This window comes from Peptoniphilus genitalis (genome assembly GCF_023614525.1).
In the GTDB taxonomy this organism is placed as follows: domain Bacteria; phylum Bacillota; class Clostridia; order Tissierellales; family Peptoniphilaceae; genus Peptoniphilus_A; species Peptoniphilus_A genitalis.
Window position 1 is genome coordinate 357,567 of sequence record NZ_CP097885.1, and the last position, 14,598, is coordinate 372,164.

13 protein-coding genes and 3 tRNA genes are annotated in these 14,598 nt (G+C 33.4%); 11 read left to right on the forward strand and 5 right to left on the reverse strand.

Going from position 1 to position 14,598, the window contains the following annotated elements:
• Window positions 1–59 precede the first annotated feature (59 nt).
• The gene (fdxA, locus tag M9426_RS01725) at window positions 60–230 is read right to left on the reverse strand and encodes a 4Fe-4S ferredoxin (protein ID WP_005955652.1); all 171 of its coding nucleotides are present in this window, start codon (window positions 228–230) and stop codon (window positions 60–62) included.
• Window positions 231–502: 272 nt separating this feature from the next.
• Entirely contained in the window at window positions 503–2,560 is a 2,058-nt protein-coding gene (locus tag M9426_RS01730; protein WP_250342260.1) for a heavy metal translocating P-type ATPase, read from the reverse strand.
• 266 nt (window positions 2,561–2,826) lie between these two features.
• Here M9426_RS01730 and M9426_RS01735 point away from each other — a divergent pair.
• The 3 genes from M9426_RS01735 (at window position 2,827) to M9426_RS01745 (ending at window position 3,085) form a co-directional block, all read left to right on the forward strand.
• Window positions 2,827–2,918: transfer RNA gene (locus M9426_RS01735), tRNA-Ser, on the forward strand.
• Between the two features lie 7 nt (window positions 2,919–2,925).
• Window positions 2,926–3,002, forward strand: a tRNA-Ile gene (locus M9426_RS01740).
• Window positions 3,003–3,009: 7 nt separating this feature from the next.
• A tRNA-Phe gene (locus tag M9426_RS01745) sits at window positions 3,010–3,085 on the forward strand.
• A gap of 213 nt (window positions 3,086–3,298) precedes the next feature.
• Here the strand turns inward: M9426_RS01745 and M9426_RS01750 are convergent.
• A complete protein-coding gene (locus tag M9426_RS01750) occupies window positions 3,299–3,823 on the reverse strand; it encodes a cysteine hydrolase family protein (protein ID WP_250342261.1) in 525 nt (174 codons plus the stop codon).
• A gap of 77 nt (window positions 3,824–3,900) precedes the next feature.
• Here M9426_RS01750 and sfsA point away from each other — a divergent pair, with 77 nt between their 5' ends.
• The 3 genes from sfsA to M9426_RS01765 are packed head-to-tail and all read left to right on the forward strand — an operon-like array spanning window position 3,901 to window position 5,314.
• Complete coding sequence (sfsA, locus tag M9426_RS01755) at window positions 3,901–4,599, forward strand: DNA/RNA nuclease SfsA (RefSeq protein WP_250342262.1); 699 nt, start codon at window positions 3,901–3,903, stop codon at window positions 4,597–4,599.
• Window positions 4,590–5,093: a GNAT family N-acetyltransferase gene (locus M9426_RS01760; RefSeq protein ID WP_250342263.1), complete on the forward strand. Its 504-nt coding sequence runs from the start codon at window positions 4,590–4,592 to the stop codon at window positions 5,091–5,093. Before sfsA ends, M9426_RS01760 begins: the two co-directional genes overlap by 10 nt.
• 8 nt (window positions 5,094–5,101) lie before the next feature.
• The gene (locus M9426_RS01765; protein ID WP_250342264.1) at window positions 5,102–5,314 is read left to right on the forward strand and encodes a DUF6440 family protein; all 213 of its coding nucleotides are present in this window, start codon (window positions 5,102–5,104) and stop codon (window positions 5,312–5,314) included.
• 62 nt (window positions 5,315–5,376) lie between these two features.
• On the opposite strand, the gene mgtE is transcribed toward M9426_RS01765, so the two are convergent.
• Entirely contained in the window at window positions 5,377–6,714 is a 1,338-nt protein-coding gene (gene mgtE / locus M9426_RS01770) for a magnesium transporter (protein WP_250342265.1), read from the reverse strand.
• Complete coding sequence (locus M9426_RS01775) at window positions 6,698–8,557, reverse strand: ATP-dependent helicase (protein ID WP_250342266.1); 1,860 nt, start codon at window positions 8,555–8,557, stop codon at window positions 6,698–6,700. The genes mgtE and M9426_RS01775 overlap by 17 nt, the downstream gene beginning before the upstream one ends.
• A gap of 113 nt (window positions 8,558–8,670) precedes the next feature.
• Between M9426_RS01775 and M9426_RS01780 the strand changes: the two genes are divergently transcribed.
• The 5 genes from M9426_RS01780 (at window position 8,671) to M9426_RS01800 (ending at window position 14,522) form a co-directional block, all read left to right on the forward strand.
• The gene (locus M9426_RS01780) at window positions 8,671–9,465 is read left to right on the forward strand and encodes a nitroreductase family protein (protein ID WP_005955793.1); all 795 of its coding nucleotides are present in this window, start codon (window positions 8,671–8,673) and stop codon (window positions 9,463–9,465) included.
• Window positions 9,466–10,093: 628 nt separating this feature from the next.
• Window positions 10,094–10,795, forward strand: a complete 702-nt coding sequence (locus M9426_RS01785; RefSeq protein WP_250342267.1) for a response regulator transcription factor — start codon at window positions 10,094–10,096, stop codon at window positions 10,793–10,795.
• Window positions 10,792–11,775: a sensor histidine kinase gene (locus tag M9426_RS01790; RefSeq protein ID WP_250342268.1), complete on the forward strand. Its 984-nt coding sequence runs from the start codon at window positions 10,792–10,794 to the stop codon at window positions 11,773–11,775. The genes M9426_RS01785 and M9426_RS01790 overlap by 4 nt, the downstream gene beginning before the upstream one ends.
• 94 nt (window positions 11,776–11,869) lie before the next feature.
• On the forward strand, window positions 11,870–12,613 hold the full coding sequence (locus tag M9426_RS01795) for an ABC transporter ATP-binding protein (RefSeq protein WP_250342269.1): 744 nt from the start codon (window positions 11,870–11,872) through the stop codon (window positions 12,611–12,613).
• A gap of 1 nt (window position 12,614) precedes the next feature.
• A complete protein-coding gene (locus tag M9426_RS01800) occupies window positions 12,615–14,522 on the forward strand; it encodes an ABC transporter permease (RefSeq protein ID WP_250342270.1) in 1,908 nt (635 codons plus the stop codon).
• The last annotated feature ends 76 nt before the right edge of the window (window positions 14,523–14,598 follow it).

Here is a 14,598-nt window from a genome sequence, read left to right on the forward strand (position 1 = left end):
TCTAATCGAAAGTATGTAAAAAAAAGATAGGCCCATTACCTATCTTTTCTTTAAGTAAATTAGTCTTCTGGATTTGGAGCGCCTACTGGACAAACAGCTGCACAGCTACCGCAATCGATACATTGAGATTCGTCAATTGAATAGATGTCTCCTTCGCTAATACATCCAACTGGACATTCTGGTTGACATGCACCACATGCGATGCAAGAATCGTTAATTACATATGCCATTTTACATTACCTCCATAAAAAATTATACCAAAATTTATGAATTCTTATATTCATAATCTTATGTCATTATATTAACATAATCTTTTTAATATTTCAATCATTATTATTCTTTTTTTATGATAAATTTTTTCTAATTTTATAAAAAATTATAAGAATTAAGCAAACTCAATACTTTTAGACAATTTTAAAATTATTTAATTATCAATAAATATTTTTTAATTGAGTCTTGTATTCATTAAAGCTAATAAATCATAGCATTTTACTATGATTTATTATTCTTTAAAAACCCTAAGTGAATTGACAATGCAAAGTAGGGCAACACCTACATCAGCAAAAACTGCTAGAGGCATAGAAACATATCCCACTGCTCCAAGTCCTAATACTACAACTTTTAAGAACAAGGCAATAAAAATATTTTGGTAGGCAATTTTCTTTACCCTCTTAGCAATATCAATTGCCCTTACAATAGAAGAAATATCATTTTTTAAAAGAACAATGTCAGAAGTTTCTATGGCAATATCTGATCCAGAACCCATACTTATTCCTAAATATGCTGATGCAAGTGAAGGTGCATCATTAGTTCCGTCACCAACAAAGGCAATTCTTTTGTCTTCTTCAATTTTTTTAATTTCACTTACCTTATCTTCTGGTAAAAGAGAACCCTTATAGTAGTCAATTCCAACTTCTTTTGCGATTTCTTCTACTACCCTGTCTTTGTCGCCAGAAAACATGTAAGTCTTAACGCCTCTTTTGTGAAGGTCATCTACACTTTCCTTAACTCCATCCTTTATTTGGTCTTTTAGTTTTATAACCCCAAGAACTTTTTCCTTGTCAGCAACAAATACGTCCACGTAGTTTGATTCCTTGTTTCCTTCAAGACTTATGTCAAAGTCTTCCAATAATTTTTTATTTCCAACAAGGTAGGACTTACCTTCAAGTTCAAATTCTATTCCCTTACCACCAAGATTGTTTAGGTGATCAGGAGTTTTTTTAGTCTTAAAGGCTTTTACAATAGCTTTGGCTATTGGGTGAGTTGAATAAGCCTCTCCCACAGCAGCAATTTCTAATATTTCATCTTTTGATGCAGCGGTTTCTTCTACTTCTGCAATAATAAATTCACCCTTAGTAACTGTTCCAGTTTTATCAAAGGCAACTCCATCAATGTCAGTCAAGGCTTCAATAGAATTTCCACCCTTTACAAAGATTGACCTTCTTGAAAGAGATCCAATTCCCGCAAACATTGTAAGTGGAACAGAAATTGCAAGAGCACATGGACAGGAAATAACCAAAAATATGGCCGCTCTGTAAAGTGCTTCTTTAGCAGTATGGTCTGTTGCAAAATTTAAGAATAAGAATAAAATTACTGCAAGACCAATTACTATTGGGGTATAAATTTTTGCAAATCTAGTGATAAATTTCTCTACTTTAGCCTTATTTACGCTGGCATTTTTTACCATATCAATAATTTTTGCAATAGTTCCTTCCTTATAAGTCTTTGTTACTTCAACTTCAAGAGAAGAGTCCAAGTTTACAAAACCAGATATGATTTCATCTCCTGCTTCGAGAGATACTGGGGCAAACTCTCCTGATATATTTGAAGTATCAAGATTAGAAGATCCCTTCAAAATTTTTCCATCTAGGGGAACTTTTTCTCCTGGTCTAATTAAAATAACTTGTCCAATGGCAACTTCGCTTGGATCAACTTTTACAATCTCTCCATCAATCATTAAGTTGGCGAACTCTGGCTTTAACTTTAGAGCTTCTCTTATAGATTTCTTTGAAGAGTCAACAGCCTTGTCTTGAATAATTTCTCCCACACTGTAGAAAAGCATAACTGCAACAGCTTCTGCATACTCGCCAGAAATTATGGCAGCAAGAGATGCCACAGTCATAAGAAATTTTTCATCCATAAATTTCCCTGTAGCAATTTTTTCTATTGATGGTTTTATTACATCGTAGCCAATAATTAGATATAAAACTAAATAAGAAATTATTGTAACTTTTTCATTTAATTTTGCAAAATGTAAAATCAAAAGTCCTACAAATACAACAATAGACTTGTAGATGGAGAAACTTTCTTCTTCCTCCTCTTCTTCTATCTCTTCACCAAGGTCTTCTGTTACAACCACTCCATCTTCTATGGAATCAACAATCTCTTGAATTTTATTTCTTAGCTCACTTGACTCCTCTTCTGATTCAAAGACAAGCTCATCATTTAGAAAATCGTAATGAAGATTTTTGAGTTCATCTCTTGACTTAAGTTTCTCTTCTATCTTGCCTGCACAGTTAGCGCAAGTAAGTCCTCTTAAGTGAAAAATATACTTATCCATAAATTTCTCCTTTTTTATTTTTAATATTTCGACACTTGTTCATATATTCATTATATTACATCATCTTTTGTTGTCAATAGATTTTAGTCTTTATTTTTTTAATTATTTATGAGATAATACTTAGGCAAGAGATGACCCTAAATTGTTTTAATAGATTTTACATAAATTTTAAATTAAATTTAAAATCTTTAAAAAAAACAGTTGACAAAAGATGCTCATTACTTTAGAATGAGTAGAGTAAGTTGCTAAAGAGTGACCTTCAATTTGGAGAAATACTCAAGTGGCTGAAGAGGCTCCCCTGCTAAGGGAGTAGGTCCCGATTAGGGTCGCGAGGGTTCAAATCCCTCTTTCTCCGCCAATGGTGAGGGCCTTTAGCTCAGTTGGTTAGAGCGCCCGGCTCATAACCGGTAGGTCCCGGGTTCAAGTCCCTGAAGGCCCACCATTTACTTGCCCAGATAGCTCAGTCGGTAGAGCAGAGGACTGAAAATCCTCGTGTCGCTGGTTCGATTCCGGCTCTGGGCACCATAATAAGTACCAAGTCTTTGGTACTTATTTTTTTGTTTATTTTTATTTTTTTATAATTTTTAATTTCAATTTTACTTTTAATTTTGTCGATATAAAATTTTTTCAATTCATACATATTTAAAATCAAATACATTAAAAAAGCACACCACTTTATGCTTGCCACATAATAGTCGTGTGCTTTTTCATTTTTATTTTTTTGATTTTTCTTATTTATCAAATTATTTTTATCTGACATGACTCTAGAACATCAATGGCTGACGCCTTCTTTTCATCTGTTAATCCTTCTGTTAAATCTTTAAAAAGATAAATATTTTTCTCTGGCAAGAAGCCCTTAACTAATAAAATATTTGAGACTACGCAGATGTCTGCAACAAGTCCTAGAAAATATATATCTCCTACTCCCTCTTCTTCATCTAATTTTTTTAGATATTCTCCAAGCTCAACTGAAGCAAAAGTATTTTTTTCGAACTTCTTTGCTCCTTCAAAGGACTTAGTCATCTTTAATTCTTCTGGAATATCGTGACCCCAAGTCCCCTTGATGCAGTGCTCTATAGGAAGATTCTTTCCTTCATTTGTTGAAAGATAATCATCATAATGGGTGTCTAGGGTATAGACCACTTCCCCATGAAAGCTCTCAACTTTTTTAACAACTTCCTTTAAGAGTCTTTCTCCATCTTTTGCTTTAAGAGAACCTGTGACAAAATCATTTTGCATATCAATAACTACTAAAAGGTCCATTAGCTCCCTCCTTTTTTCTATCTTACTCCATATTTTACATAAATTAAAGTTCCCTGTATAATATTTTGGGGTGACTTATGAAATACACTAGCGTAATAAGAGCAGAATTTTTATATAGAAAAAATAGATTTATATCCTATTGCAAGAAGGGCTCTAAGACCTTGGAGGTCTACGTGCCAAACACAGGTCGCTGCAAGGAGCTCCTTATTGAAGGTGTTACAGTCTACTTGACCTACAATGACAATCCAAATAGGAAGACTTCCTACACCTTAATTGGAGTAATGAAGGGCGACAGATTAATAAATATTGACTCCCAGGCTCCTAACCAAGTTGTGGAAGAAGCCTTACTTAAAAATAAAATTGACTTAGGCTTTAAGTACAATAAAATAAAAAGAGAGTACACTCATGGAGATTCACGCTTCGACTTTTATCTTGAAGGCCAGGGACAAAAAGCTCTCATGGAAGTCAAGGGCGTTACCCTTGAGAAGGATGGTATCGTAGCCTTCCCTGATGCGCCAACTAAGAGAGGCCTTAAGCACGTCAAGGGACTAGATAAATCCCACAAGGACTTCATGACATTTATTTTATTTGTAATTCAAATGGAAGATGTCAAATTTTTTACACCAAATTATTTGACTGACCCAAGTTTTTCAAGAGGACTTAAAGAGGCAAGTGAAAATGGTGTCAAAGTCCTTGCCTATGATTCAATAGTCACAAAAAATTCAATAGAACTTAACAAGGAAGTTCCAGTTATCTTGGAGGAAAGATGGAATTAAGACTAGCAAGAGAAGATGATAGAGAAATAATCTTAAAAATCTATGATGATGGATCAAAGAAATTAAAGTCCTTGGGACTTGACCAATGGCAGGGTCATGACAAGCCAAATCTTGATAATTTTAAAGAACTTATAGAAAACAAAAATATTTTTGTTTTAGAAGATGAGAGAAAAGTTGTTTCCACTGTCATTATTTACGACAACGACATAGATTATGAAAATAATTTAGATGGGACCTGGCAAAGTCCAAGCCCCTATGTTGCTCTTCACAGGATTGGGACACTTGAGAGTGAAAGAAAAAAGGGCTACGGGAGAAAAATAATTGAAATGTCAGAATCCTATGCAAGAGAAAATAATTTTAAGTCAGTAAGGATTGACACCCACAGAGGAAACAAGGACATGCAGAGATTATTAAGCTCTCTATCTTATAAGTATGTTGGCATAGTTTATCTTGGCGGCAAGAATGAAAGACTCGCCTTCGAAAAAGTATTGTGAGGTTAAAAATGTTTAATAAGGATGACAAAAGATTTATAAAAATTTTTAAAGAAGGGACTCTTACTGAGTCCATGGAAATTCTCTTGGACACAGAGACTGGAGTTAATTATCTATACATCGGTGCAGGTTACGGTATGGGAATCACTCCCCTCTTGGGTCCTGATGGAAAAGTTCTTGTTTCCAGTCAAAGAGAAATAGCAAATTATAAAGAGAGAATGTAAATATTTGATCAAAAAAGAACCACAGTCTAAGAATTTAATCTTAAAAGACTGTGGTTTTATTTTTAAACTAGTTTTGGTAAAAACATTGTTGCCAGACCTAGGAAGATAAAAAATCCAAATACATCTGTAAAAGTTGTCAAAAATATTGATGATGCTATGGCTGGATCCACCTTTAACCTATCAAGTAAAAGCGGAATTAAAAATCCCATGGAGCAGGCGATTATCATATTTAAAATCATTGCCAAGAAGAGTATGAAGCCAAGATAAAGGTTGTGGTGCCAGAATACAAAAACTCCAGCAGCCAAGATACCAATAATTGCGCCTTCAGTAAGTCCCAAGAAGATTTCCTTGAAAATCAACTTGAAGTCTTCCTTTAAGGACAACTCTCCTCTTGCTAAAGAAGTGATAATAATTGAAAGAGTTTGTGAGCCTGCGTTACCTCCCATTCCCGTAACAATTGGCATGGCAGCAGATAAAACAACTACTTGAGAAATTGTGGACTCAAAGCCCTTAACAACTGATGATGCCAAAAAGGCTGTGATCAAGTTTACTACAAGCCAAGGAATTCTTGACTTAAAGGATTCCATTAAACTTGAGTCGTATTCTTCATCGGCATTAACCCCGTGCATCTGCAACATATCTTCGTTGTGCTCTTGGTCGATAACTGCGATGATGTCATCAGATGTTATTACACCAAGAACTACCATCTTGTTATTTACAACGGGAAGAATGTCCAACTCATACTTGGAGAAGAGGTTGGCGGCAACTTCTTGGTCATCTGTCCCATAGACATAAAAGTCGCACTCTTCCATGAGGTCTCTTAAGAGAGTATCTGCATGACAAACCAAGAGGTCCCTCATAGTCACTATCCCACTAAGTCTATGCTTGTAATCAGTAACAAAAATCTTGTCAATAATCTCTGTCTTTGGAGAAATTGAAATTATTTTCTTTACTGCCTGGTCTGCCGTCAAGTGCTCCTTAAGGGCTATAAAGTTTGTGGTCATAATTGACCCTGCAGATTCTTCGTCAAAGGACAAAATCATCTTTAGGATGTTTTGTTTATCACTTTTTATCAGTGACAAAATTTCCTTTCTTCTAACTGTTGAAAGAAATCCAAGAAGGTCAGCCACAATTGAGTTTTCTATAAAGGCAAAAGTTTCAATTAGCTCTTCATTTGTAAAAAACCTCATTATTATTCTTGCTAAGTCTTCTTCTGCCGACTCTAAGAGTAAGCCGAGATTTTCCTTGTTTAATAATTTTACAAAAATTCCAATTTCTTCGTCTTCATAATCTTCAAGCTCTAGACAAATATCAACGGGGTGATACTCTTCAAAGAGCTCATTAGCTTTTACTTCATCTCTTTCTAATATTATATTTTTTATTTCATCTATTATGTTCACTGTTTCCTCCTGCTAAAGTCTCTAAGTCTGTAACAAAGGAAGAAATTTCATTTTTCTTTCCATTTGTGTAGTGGGAGTACATGAGGTATAGTTCCCTCTTCGCCCTAGTCATGGCTACATAAAAGAGTCTTCTCTCCTCTTCGTAAAGGTCTGGATCTTCTCTTAGGCCCTCAATGCTCGATGTTGATGGCAAGGTCCCCTCATACAAGTCTACAACAAAAACTCTTGAGAATTCAAGTCCCTTGGCTGAATGGATAGTGGAGAAGGTAAGCCTTGCATCAGTATCTCTAGCCTTTAAGAGGTCGTATTCCAATTCCTTGAGCCTGCCAATGAATAGGTCCAAGGACTTAGTCGACTTGGCAATCATCTTTAAGTAGTAGAGGTATTCATTTAAAGTTGCTTCCGTTTCCATAAACCTCTTGGCATTTTCTCTAAGATAGTCGCCATAGCCCATTTCCTTGTCAATATAATCTATGGCCTCATAGACGTCTACCCTTGCAATCTTTTTAAAACCACCCAAGAGCCCATTTATATTCTTGTTGTAATAAGATGGAAGATCTGGATAATCCTTTAAGATGTTAAAGATATTTTTCCCTCTGTGTCTCTTTAGGTATTCAATATGTCTCTTTGAAATATAACCCTTTAATTTAAAATAAAATTTTTCATAGAGGTCAATGTCTGAAAGGTCCCCAGCAAAGTTTAAAATATCCAAGATGTCCCGAGTTATAAAGTGGGAGAAAAACTTGGTCTTCTTGTCCTTTATATTAAATTCATAATTTTTTCTCTCAAAGTACTCCACAAGGCCAATGCTTGAAAGGTTGTTACGGTAGAGGACTGCAATGTCTCCATCTTCTTTTTTTAACTCTTCTTCTATTAGGGCGTACTGGTCTTTGGGCTCCTTGACCTTAATAATACTTACAGGTTTGTCAAAGGGGTTGTCTGTTACGAGAGTTTTTTCAAACCTCTTCTCATTCTGCCCAATAAAAATATTTGCAATGTTTACTATGTTTTTAGTGGAACGAAAGTTGTCTTCCATATAAAAGGTCTTTATGTCCTTGTATTCATCTTTGAGTTTAAAAAGTTCTTCAGTGTTGGCTCCCCTAAAGCCATAAATAGATTGGTCGTCATCGGCAACGACAAATAAATTATTGTTAGGCTTGGCAAGGAGTTTCAAAACCATAAACTGACTCCTAGAAGTGTCCTGACCCTCATCAAGTTGGATGAACTTAAACCTGTCCCTGTACTTCTTCATTATTGCAGGGTCATTCTTTAAGACATCGTAGGAAAGATTTATCATGTCGTCAAAATCTATAAGTCCCCTGTCCTTCTTAAACTTTTCATAGGTCTCAAAGAACTTGACAAAATTATCTGTGTCACACCTCTTGGACTTGGCAAAAGACTGGGGCGACAACATCATATTCTTGCAATAACCAACTTCTGAAATCGCAGTTTCTATTCGTTCTTCTGTGGGATAGGAATTATTAACTGACCTGTAGATGTCTCTAAGGATCTCGTACTTCTTTTTCATATTTGAATCAATAAGACTAAGAGACTTTCCAGACTTTTTGGAATAGTCCCTTACAATTGAATAGCAAAAGGCGTGGATGGTGGAGAAGTGAACAGTCCTGTTGCCGTCCATTCCTACAAAACGATCCTTTATGTCCACAGCTTGAGCCTTGGAAAAAGTAATTGTTAAGATGCTCTTGGGGTCCACTCCCCTCTCTATTAACTTTTTGGTCCTGTGCAAAATCATAGTAGTCTTTCCTGCACCAGGAACTGCCAAAACAATGGCAGGACCCTCAAAGTGGTCTACAGCTTTTAATTGACTTGGTGTTAAATTCACTTTATCCCTCCCTCCTCCTATAGTTTAAACTATAAGGTAATTATTTTAAATCTATTTTTGAGCCCTCCCTTGTGATATAATCTTTATTAAGAAGAGTTTTAGGGGGGATTACTATGTTAATGACAAACTTTTTACAAAAGAGAAAATCAGTGAGAAATTTTAAAAAGGACACTGTGCCAAGAGATTCTTTGGAAAATATAAAATTACTTATGGATGAGCTAGACCGTGAAGAAAGCGAAATAAATTTTTCACTTTACGAAAATGGGAAAATCGTAGCCGAAGGTCTTAGGGGCAAGGCAGGATACGCAGGAGTTATGATCGAAGCTCCACACTACATTGCACTAGATATTAAAAACGACAAACCACTTAACATCTTAAAGGGTGGCTACTGCCTTGAAAAGCTAAACACAAAAATCGTTGACCTAGACTTAGACACTTGTTGGATAACAGTGGACGAGGTTGACCACGAAACTAAGAAGGCAATCTTTGGCGAAAACGGAACAGGCATCGACTATCTAATAGCAATAGGCTACGGTCAAAAGAAAAAGTTTTTTGATCCAGAAGTTACAAGCTCAAGACTTACAGTTGAAGAAATTGTCTTTGCTGATACTCTAGGAAATCCAATTTCCATTGAAACTCTAGAAAATTACGGAGTCTTTGATGTATTCTCATCTGTTAGATTTGCACCAAGCCACAAGAACTTCCAACCTTGGAGATTCGTACTAAAGGGATCAGTTGTTGAAGCTTACATGGTAAAATCTGATGAAGACACAAGATCACTAATAGATATGGGCGTTATCCTTTTCTATATGGAAGAAATGCTAAAGACAATTGGTATCGAAAAGAAATGGACAATCGACCTAAAGGACGCAGGTAAATATTATTACATCGGTTCCTTTACACTATAATTTATAATGACAGAGAAGAAGGGTTTATCTCCCTTCTTTTTTTATTGTCTTTTAATAAAGGCAAAAGTCCTCAATCATAAAAGACGATCTTGAAATCGAACATCGTATCCTACCTGTTATTACTACTTCATTTCATTTTCTTCTTAGTCTTTCAAACTTATACTATTTTCAGTTTTCCAATGTTTTTCTCATTTGCGTTAGTTCCTAAAACAAAGGTCGCTGCTTAGGATTTACTATTGAATAAATAGTTTATATCCTAGTACATCAAGGATTATTTTTGAGTACTCTATAAAATCTTCCAACTCTGATTCTTTTTATTCGGTTAGATTTCTAGGGTTTAGATCATTTCTATTTCTTACTTTGTATCTATCTACATCTATATCCATATTGGTGAATTTATTCTCTAGATATGAGATTTCTCTTGACACAAATGAGTACAAATTTGATTCTATTTTGTATTAAACTTAAAAGGTATTTTACATAAGTAGAATAATTAATATATATTGAGGAAAAGAAACTGTTATAATGGTTAATAAGTAAATTTATTAGTCCTCGTTAGGAATTTAAAATTTTTGAGAAAGCTAAAAAGATAACTGTTAAACGGATTTGAAAGTAAGAAGGTAAAAATTTGGTATATAATATATTGATAATAGAAGATGATTTCGGTTTAGCTAAAAGCATTACTAATGTATTAGAAAAATATAATTTTCGTTCTTCAATTCTAGATGATTTTCAAGATATCGAAGACAGAGTAGTGGACACAAAGCCTGATTTAATAATTTTAGATATTAATTTACCCTACTATAATGGGTTTTATTGGTGTCGTAAAATCCGAAAAATAACATCAAATCCTATTATGATAATTTCTTCAAGAGATAGTAATATGGATCAAATTATGGCACTTGAATATGGAGCAGATGATTACATTACTAAACCTTTTGATAGCGAAATTTTAATCGCAAAAATTAATAGTTTGCTTCGACGTACATTTGGAGAATTATCGGGAACTACTATAAATGAACAATTAAAAGTTGGCAATATTATCTTGGATAAGGACAGACAGCAGCTGTTAGCTGGAGATAAGCAAATTGATTTATCTATTACAGAACTGAAAATACTCAAAAAATTGATTGAAGAATACCCTAACTCTGTATCAAGAGATGAATTGTTTTTTGAAGTATGGGATGAAAATAATTTCGTAGAGGAAAATACCTTGAATGTAAATATAAGAAGAATCAGAAGAAAAATAGACGATAATCAACTGCCCATTGGCATACGAACAATTCGGACTTTTGGATATCAATTAGTTGCAGAGGAAGATGGTAGATGAAGTTATTCATAAAAGACCATTTGAGTTTTATTTTATTATATGTAATTAATTTTATATTTATACTGCTTATAATTTGGTTAGGTGGAGAATATCTTAGTTCACAACTGATAATTTATATGTTCTTTTTATCTTTATTCATTCTTTTTATATTTCTTACCATACGGTATTACAAGAAAGCTACAGTATATAAAACGTTAAGTATACAGTCTTCAAATTTAAGAAATATGAAAAAAAGGCTACAAGGAACTGATTTGTTTACTGATTCTTTTATTAATCATGAAAATCAAAATTATAATCAATTCTTGAATGAAATCGAAAGTTATAAAATTAAAAATAGTGAATGGAGAACTTATATTGTTCAATGGGTACACCAAATGAAATCTCCAATCAGTTCAATGAGTCTAGCGTTGCAGAACAGAAAGTATAACGAAGAGAACATGCAACTATTAGTTGAGTTGGATCAAATAGATAAGCAGCTAAACAACATTTTGAACTTAGCAAGAATAGAGGCAGTAGACAGGGACTTAAAAATTGAGCCAATAAACTTAAGTGAAAGTATAAATAGAATAATCAACCAAAATAAGCGATTGTTTATTCAAAACAAAGTGTTTCCTAAAGTGAATATAGAAAATACTAGCTCAACTGTGCTAAGTGATAAAAAATGGTTAGATTTTATCATTGATCAATTAGTCCATAACGCTATAAAATTTTCTAATCCAACTAATCAAATTATTTTTAACATAAAGCAAATAGATAATAAGTGTTGTTTAGAGATTAGTGATACAGGTGTAGGAATTATAAAGGAAGATATTCCTCGTATATTTGATTTGTATTTTACTGGAAAAAACGGACGTACTAATAATAACTCCTCGGGTATAGGACTTTATTTAGTTAAACAAATTTTAGAGCAATTAGGGCATAAGATTAAAGTTGAGTCTGAACAGTCAAAAGGAACAAAATTCACTATATATTTTGATTAAGAATAAAAGGTGACAAAGTTGTCATCTTTTTTTATTTTTCTCGATATTATAATCAAAAAAAATCTTTTAATATATGAATAAAGGAGTGATAGTAATGAATTTATTAGAACTAAATAACGTTAGTCATGTGTATGGGGATATAGTGAAGTCAAAGGGTCTGGATAACCTTTCCTTAACTACTCAAAAGGGTGAGTTTGTCGCAATAATGGGGCCTTCTGGAAGCGGAAAATCAACTTTATTGAATATTATTTCTGGTATTTTACCAGCTACCTCTGGAAGTGTTATTGTTGCAGGAAGAAACATAGCTAATCTTAATGATGAAGAAGCAGCATTATTTAGGCGTAATACATTAGGATTTGTTTTTCAGGACTTTAACCTAGTTGAAACATTAACAGTAAGAGAAAATATTATGCTACCTTTGATGTTTAAGAATGAGGGAATTAAATCTATGAAAGAAAAATCAGAGAAGGTAGCTAAATCCTTAGGTATTTTACATATATTAAATAAACGTACGCAAGAAATTTCAGGAGGACAGGCTCAAAGAACAGCAATTGCACGGGCTATTGTCCATCAGCCGGAATTATTACTGGCAGACGAGCCGACGGGAAACTTGGATTCTGCTAATTCTGAAGAAGTTATGAAAATTTTTGAAAATCTTAATCGTAACTATGGAATGTCTACTTTTTTAGTAACACATGATGTTGAAACAGCAACTTATAGTCAGAGAGTCATATTTATAAAGGACGGAAAAATTTATAATGAAATCCGTAAAGGGAATAATCTTATAGAATATAGAGAAAATATTCTCAATGTTCTTAGTGTAATTAGAGGTGTGTAAAATGAATCTCCGAGATTTTGCTAAAAATAATATAATAAGGGATAAAGAAACCTACATTGGTTATTGGCTAAGTTGCATGTTTACAGTATTTGTCTTTTTTATCTTTTCAGTAAATCAGTTTCACCCTGAACTTAATCAAGGTCCAGGAGCAGTTGCAACCATTATGGGGTCTGCTCAAGTAATAGTTGTGTTGTTTGCGATATTCTTCTTAGGATTATCAATAAATTCATTTTTAGCTAGACGTGAAAGTATGTTTGGTGTTTTACTTATGATGGGAATGTCGAAAAAACAACTGCGTCGACTAATTATAATAGAAAATATGATAATTGGATTTTCAGCTATAATAGTAGGGATACTTCTCGGATTAGCATTTGGCCATATACTGGTCTTGTTGATGGCAAATATAATTAATCTAAGCTCAATCTCCTTTTATTTCCCTATCAAATCAATCATTGTTACGATTATTGCTTTTAGCATTTTATTCTTTTTGATTGCATTCTTCAGATCACAAGTTATATTAAAAAGACCAATATATAACTTACTAGATGTAAACCAGAATGAATATGGCAGTATAAGATATTCTCGTTTTTTATCTATCACAGCTATAATCTTAATTCTCTTGGGATATGCCCTAGCTAATATTCATCTAATAAATCGATTAATACCACAGGGATTTGATATGCTGAATACTCTTCAAAACTCAGATATATTACACATTTTAATTGGTGGATTGGTAACAATTGGCATGTTCCTATTTTTCACTCAATTCTCTAAGTATTTTACAGACAAAGTAAGAAGAAACGAAGAATACTATCTGAAAGATACGAGAGCATTATGGGTTTCTGAGTTAAGATATCGATTATCTAGTAATTCAAAGACCATGTTTATTTCAGCATTGCTATTAACTGTGGCTTTTATTACTACTATTGGAACTATTGCCTTAAACTCTACTGCTGCCGATGAAGTTTCCGAAACAACTCCATTTGATATTTCTTATTTTTCCTTTCAGCCGAATGAAAAAGAGGAGGATAACATAGAGCTTATTAATTCTAACCTCAGTGAATCTGGAATATCTTTTCAGTTAAATAGTGTATCTATTTTACAAAAAGACAATCAAGGAAAAGAGATTATCATTTCTCTAGATGACTACAATAGTGCATCTAATGAAAGTGAAAAAATAGAACTGACTGGCAATGAGGTAGTATCACTATCAAATGGTGGTTCTAAAAAAGAAATTTCTATAACTGATAATGTAAAATTTACTATCGTCGATAATCGCCCCAACATTTTTGATTCTTATCGTTACAGAGACATTTATGTAGTGAATAATGAACTTTTTAGTCAATTATCACAAATATTCGAGCATAGGCAAACAGCCTTTTTGTATCATTTTTCAGATATTACTACAGATGAACAAGCAAGGCAAGCAGCAAGAGTTAATAGAGAATTTTTAGGGTCTGGTCTTTCTGAAGGCAATGATTTCCTCTTGATACAAAAAATTGAAAGAGTTGATTTAGAAAGATATACGTATCAAGTTTTAACGTATATTGGGATTATGCTAAGTGTAATCTTTATTCTTGCGGCTGGAAGCTTAATTTATTTCCGTCTATTAAGTAATATCAGAGGATCTAGTCCCACATATACTAACCTCTATAAAATTGGATTGTCTATTAATAAAATCCAGGAAGTGCAACGCAAACAATTTACGATCTTATTCTTTGCACCCCTTCTATTTGCGATAGTCAATACGATTTTTGCGGTTAACATGTTATCCTATTTACTCACAGCTTCCATATGGAAACAAACTATTCTAATTGCTTTAGTATTATTGCTTATTCAGATTCTATATTTTTACTTTATGGATAATCGTTTCAAAGCAAAAATTGAATTGATTCTAACTCAAAAATAAATTTATAAAATATTTTTAGAAAAATCGATAAGAGTAACATAGTCATTACTGAAAGGACGGACTATATGAGAACTAT

What these genes read in the sequence shown, in the direction of transcription:
- fdxA (WP_005955652.1), bottom strand. Translation starts at nt 230, where the DNA reads ATGGCATATGTAATTAACGATTCTTGCATCGCATGTGGTGCATGTCAA.
- M9426_RS01730 (WP_250342260.1), bottom strand. Translation starts at nt 2,560, where the DNA reads ATGGATAAGTATATTTTTCACTTAAGAGGACTTACTTGCGCTAACTGT.
- M9426_RS01750 (WP_250342261.1), bottom strand. Translation starts at nt 3,823, where the DNA reads ATGGACCTTTTAGTAGTTATTGATATGCAAAATGATTTTGTCACAGGT.
- sfsA (WP_250342262.1), top strand. Translation starts at nt 3,901, where the DNA reads ATGAAATACACTAGCGTAATAAGAGCAGAATTTTTATATAGAAAAAAT.
- M9426_RS01760 (WP_250342263.1), top strand. Translation starts at nt 4,590, where the DNA reads ATGGAATTAAGACTAGCAAGAGAAGATGATAGAGAAATAATCTTAAAA.
- M9426_RS01765 (WP_250342264.1), top strand. Translation starts at nt 5,102, where the DNA reads ATGTTTAATAAGGATGACAAAAGATTTATAAAAATTTTTAAAGAAGGG.
- M9426_RS01780 (WP_005955793.1), top strand. Translation starts at nt 8,671, where the DNA reads ATGTTAATGACAAACTTTTTACAAAAGAGAAAATCAGTGAGAAATTTT.
- M9426_RS01790 (WP_250342268.1), top strand. Translation starts at nt 10,792, where the DNA reads ATGAAGTTATTCATAAAAGACCATTTGAGTTTTATTTTATTATATGTA.
- M9426_RS01795 (WP_250342269.1), top strand. Translation starts at nt 11,870, where the DNA reads ATGAATTTATTAGAACTAAATAACGTTAGTCATGTGTATGGGGATATA.
- M9426_RS01800 (WP_250342270.1), top strand. Translation starts at nt 12,615, where the DNA reads ATGAATCTCCGAGATTTTGCTAAAAATAATATAATAAGGGATAAAGAA.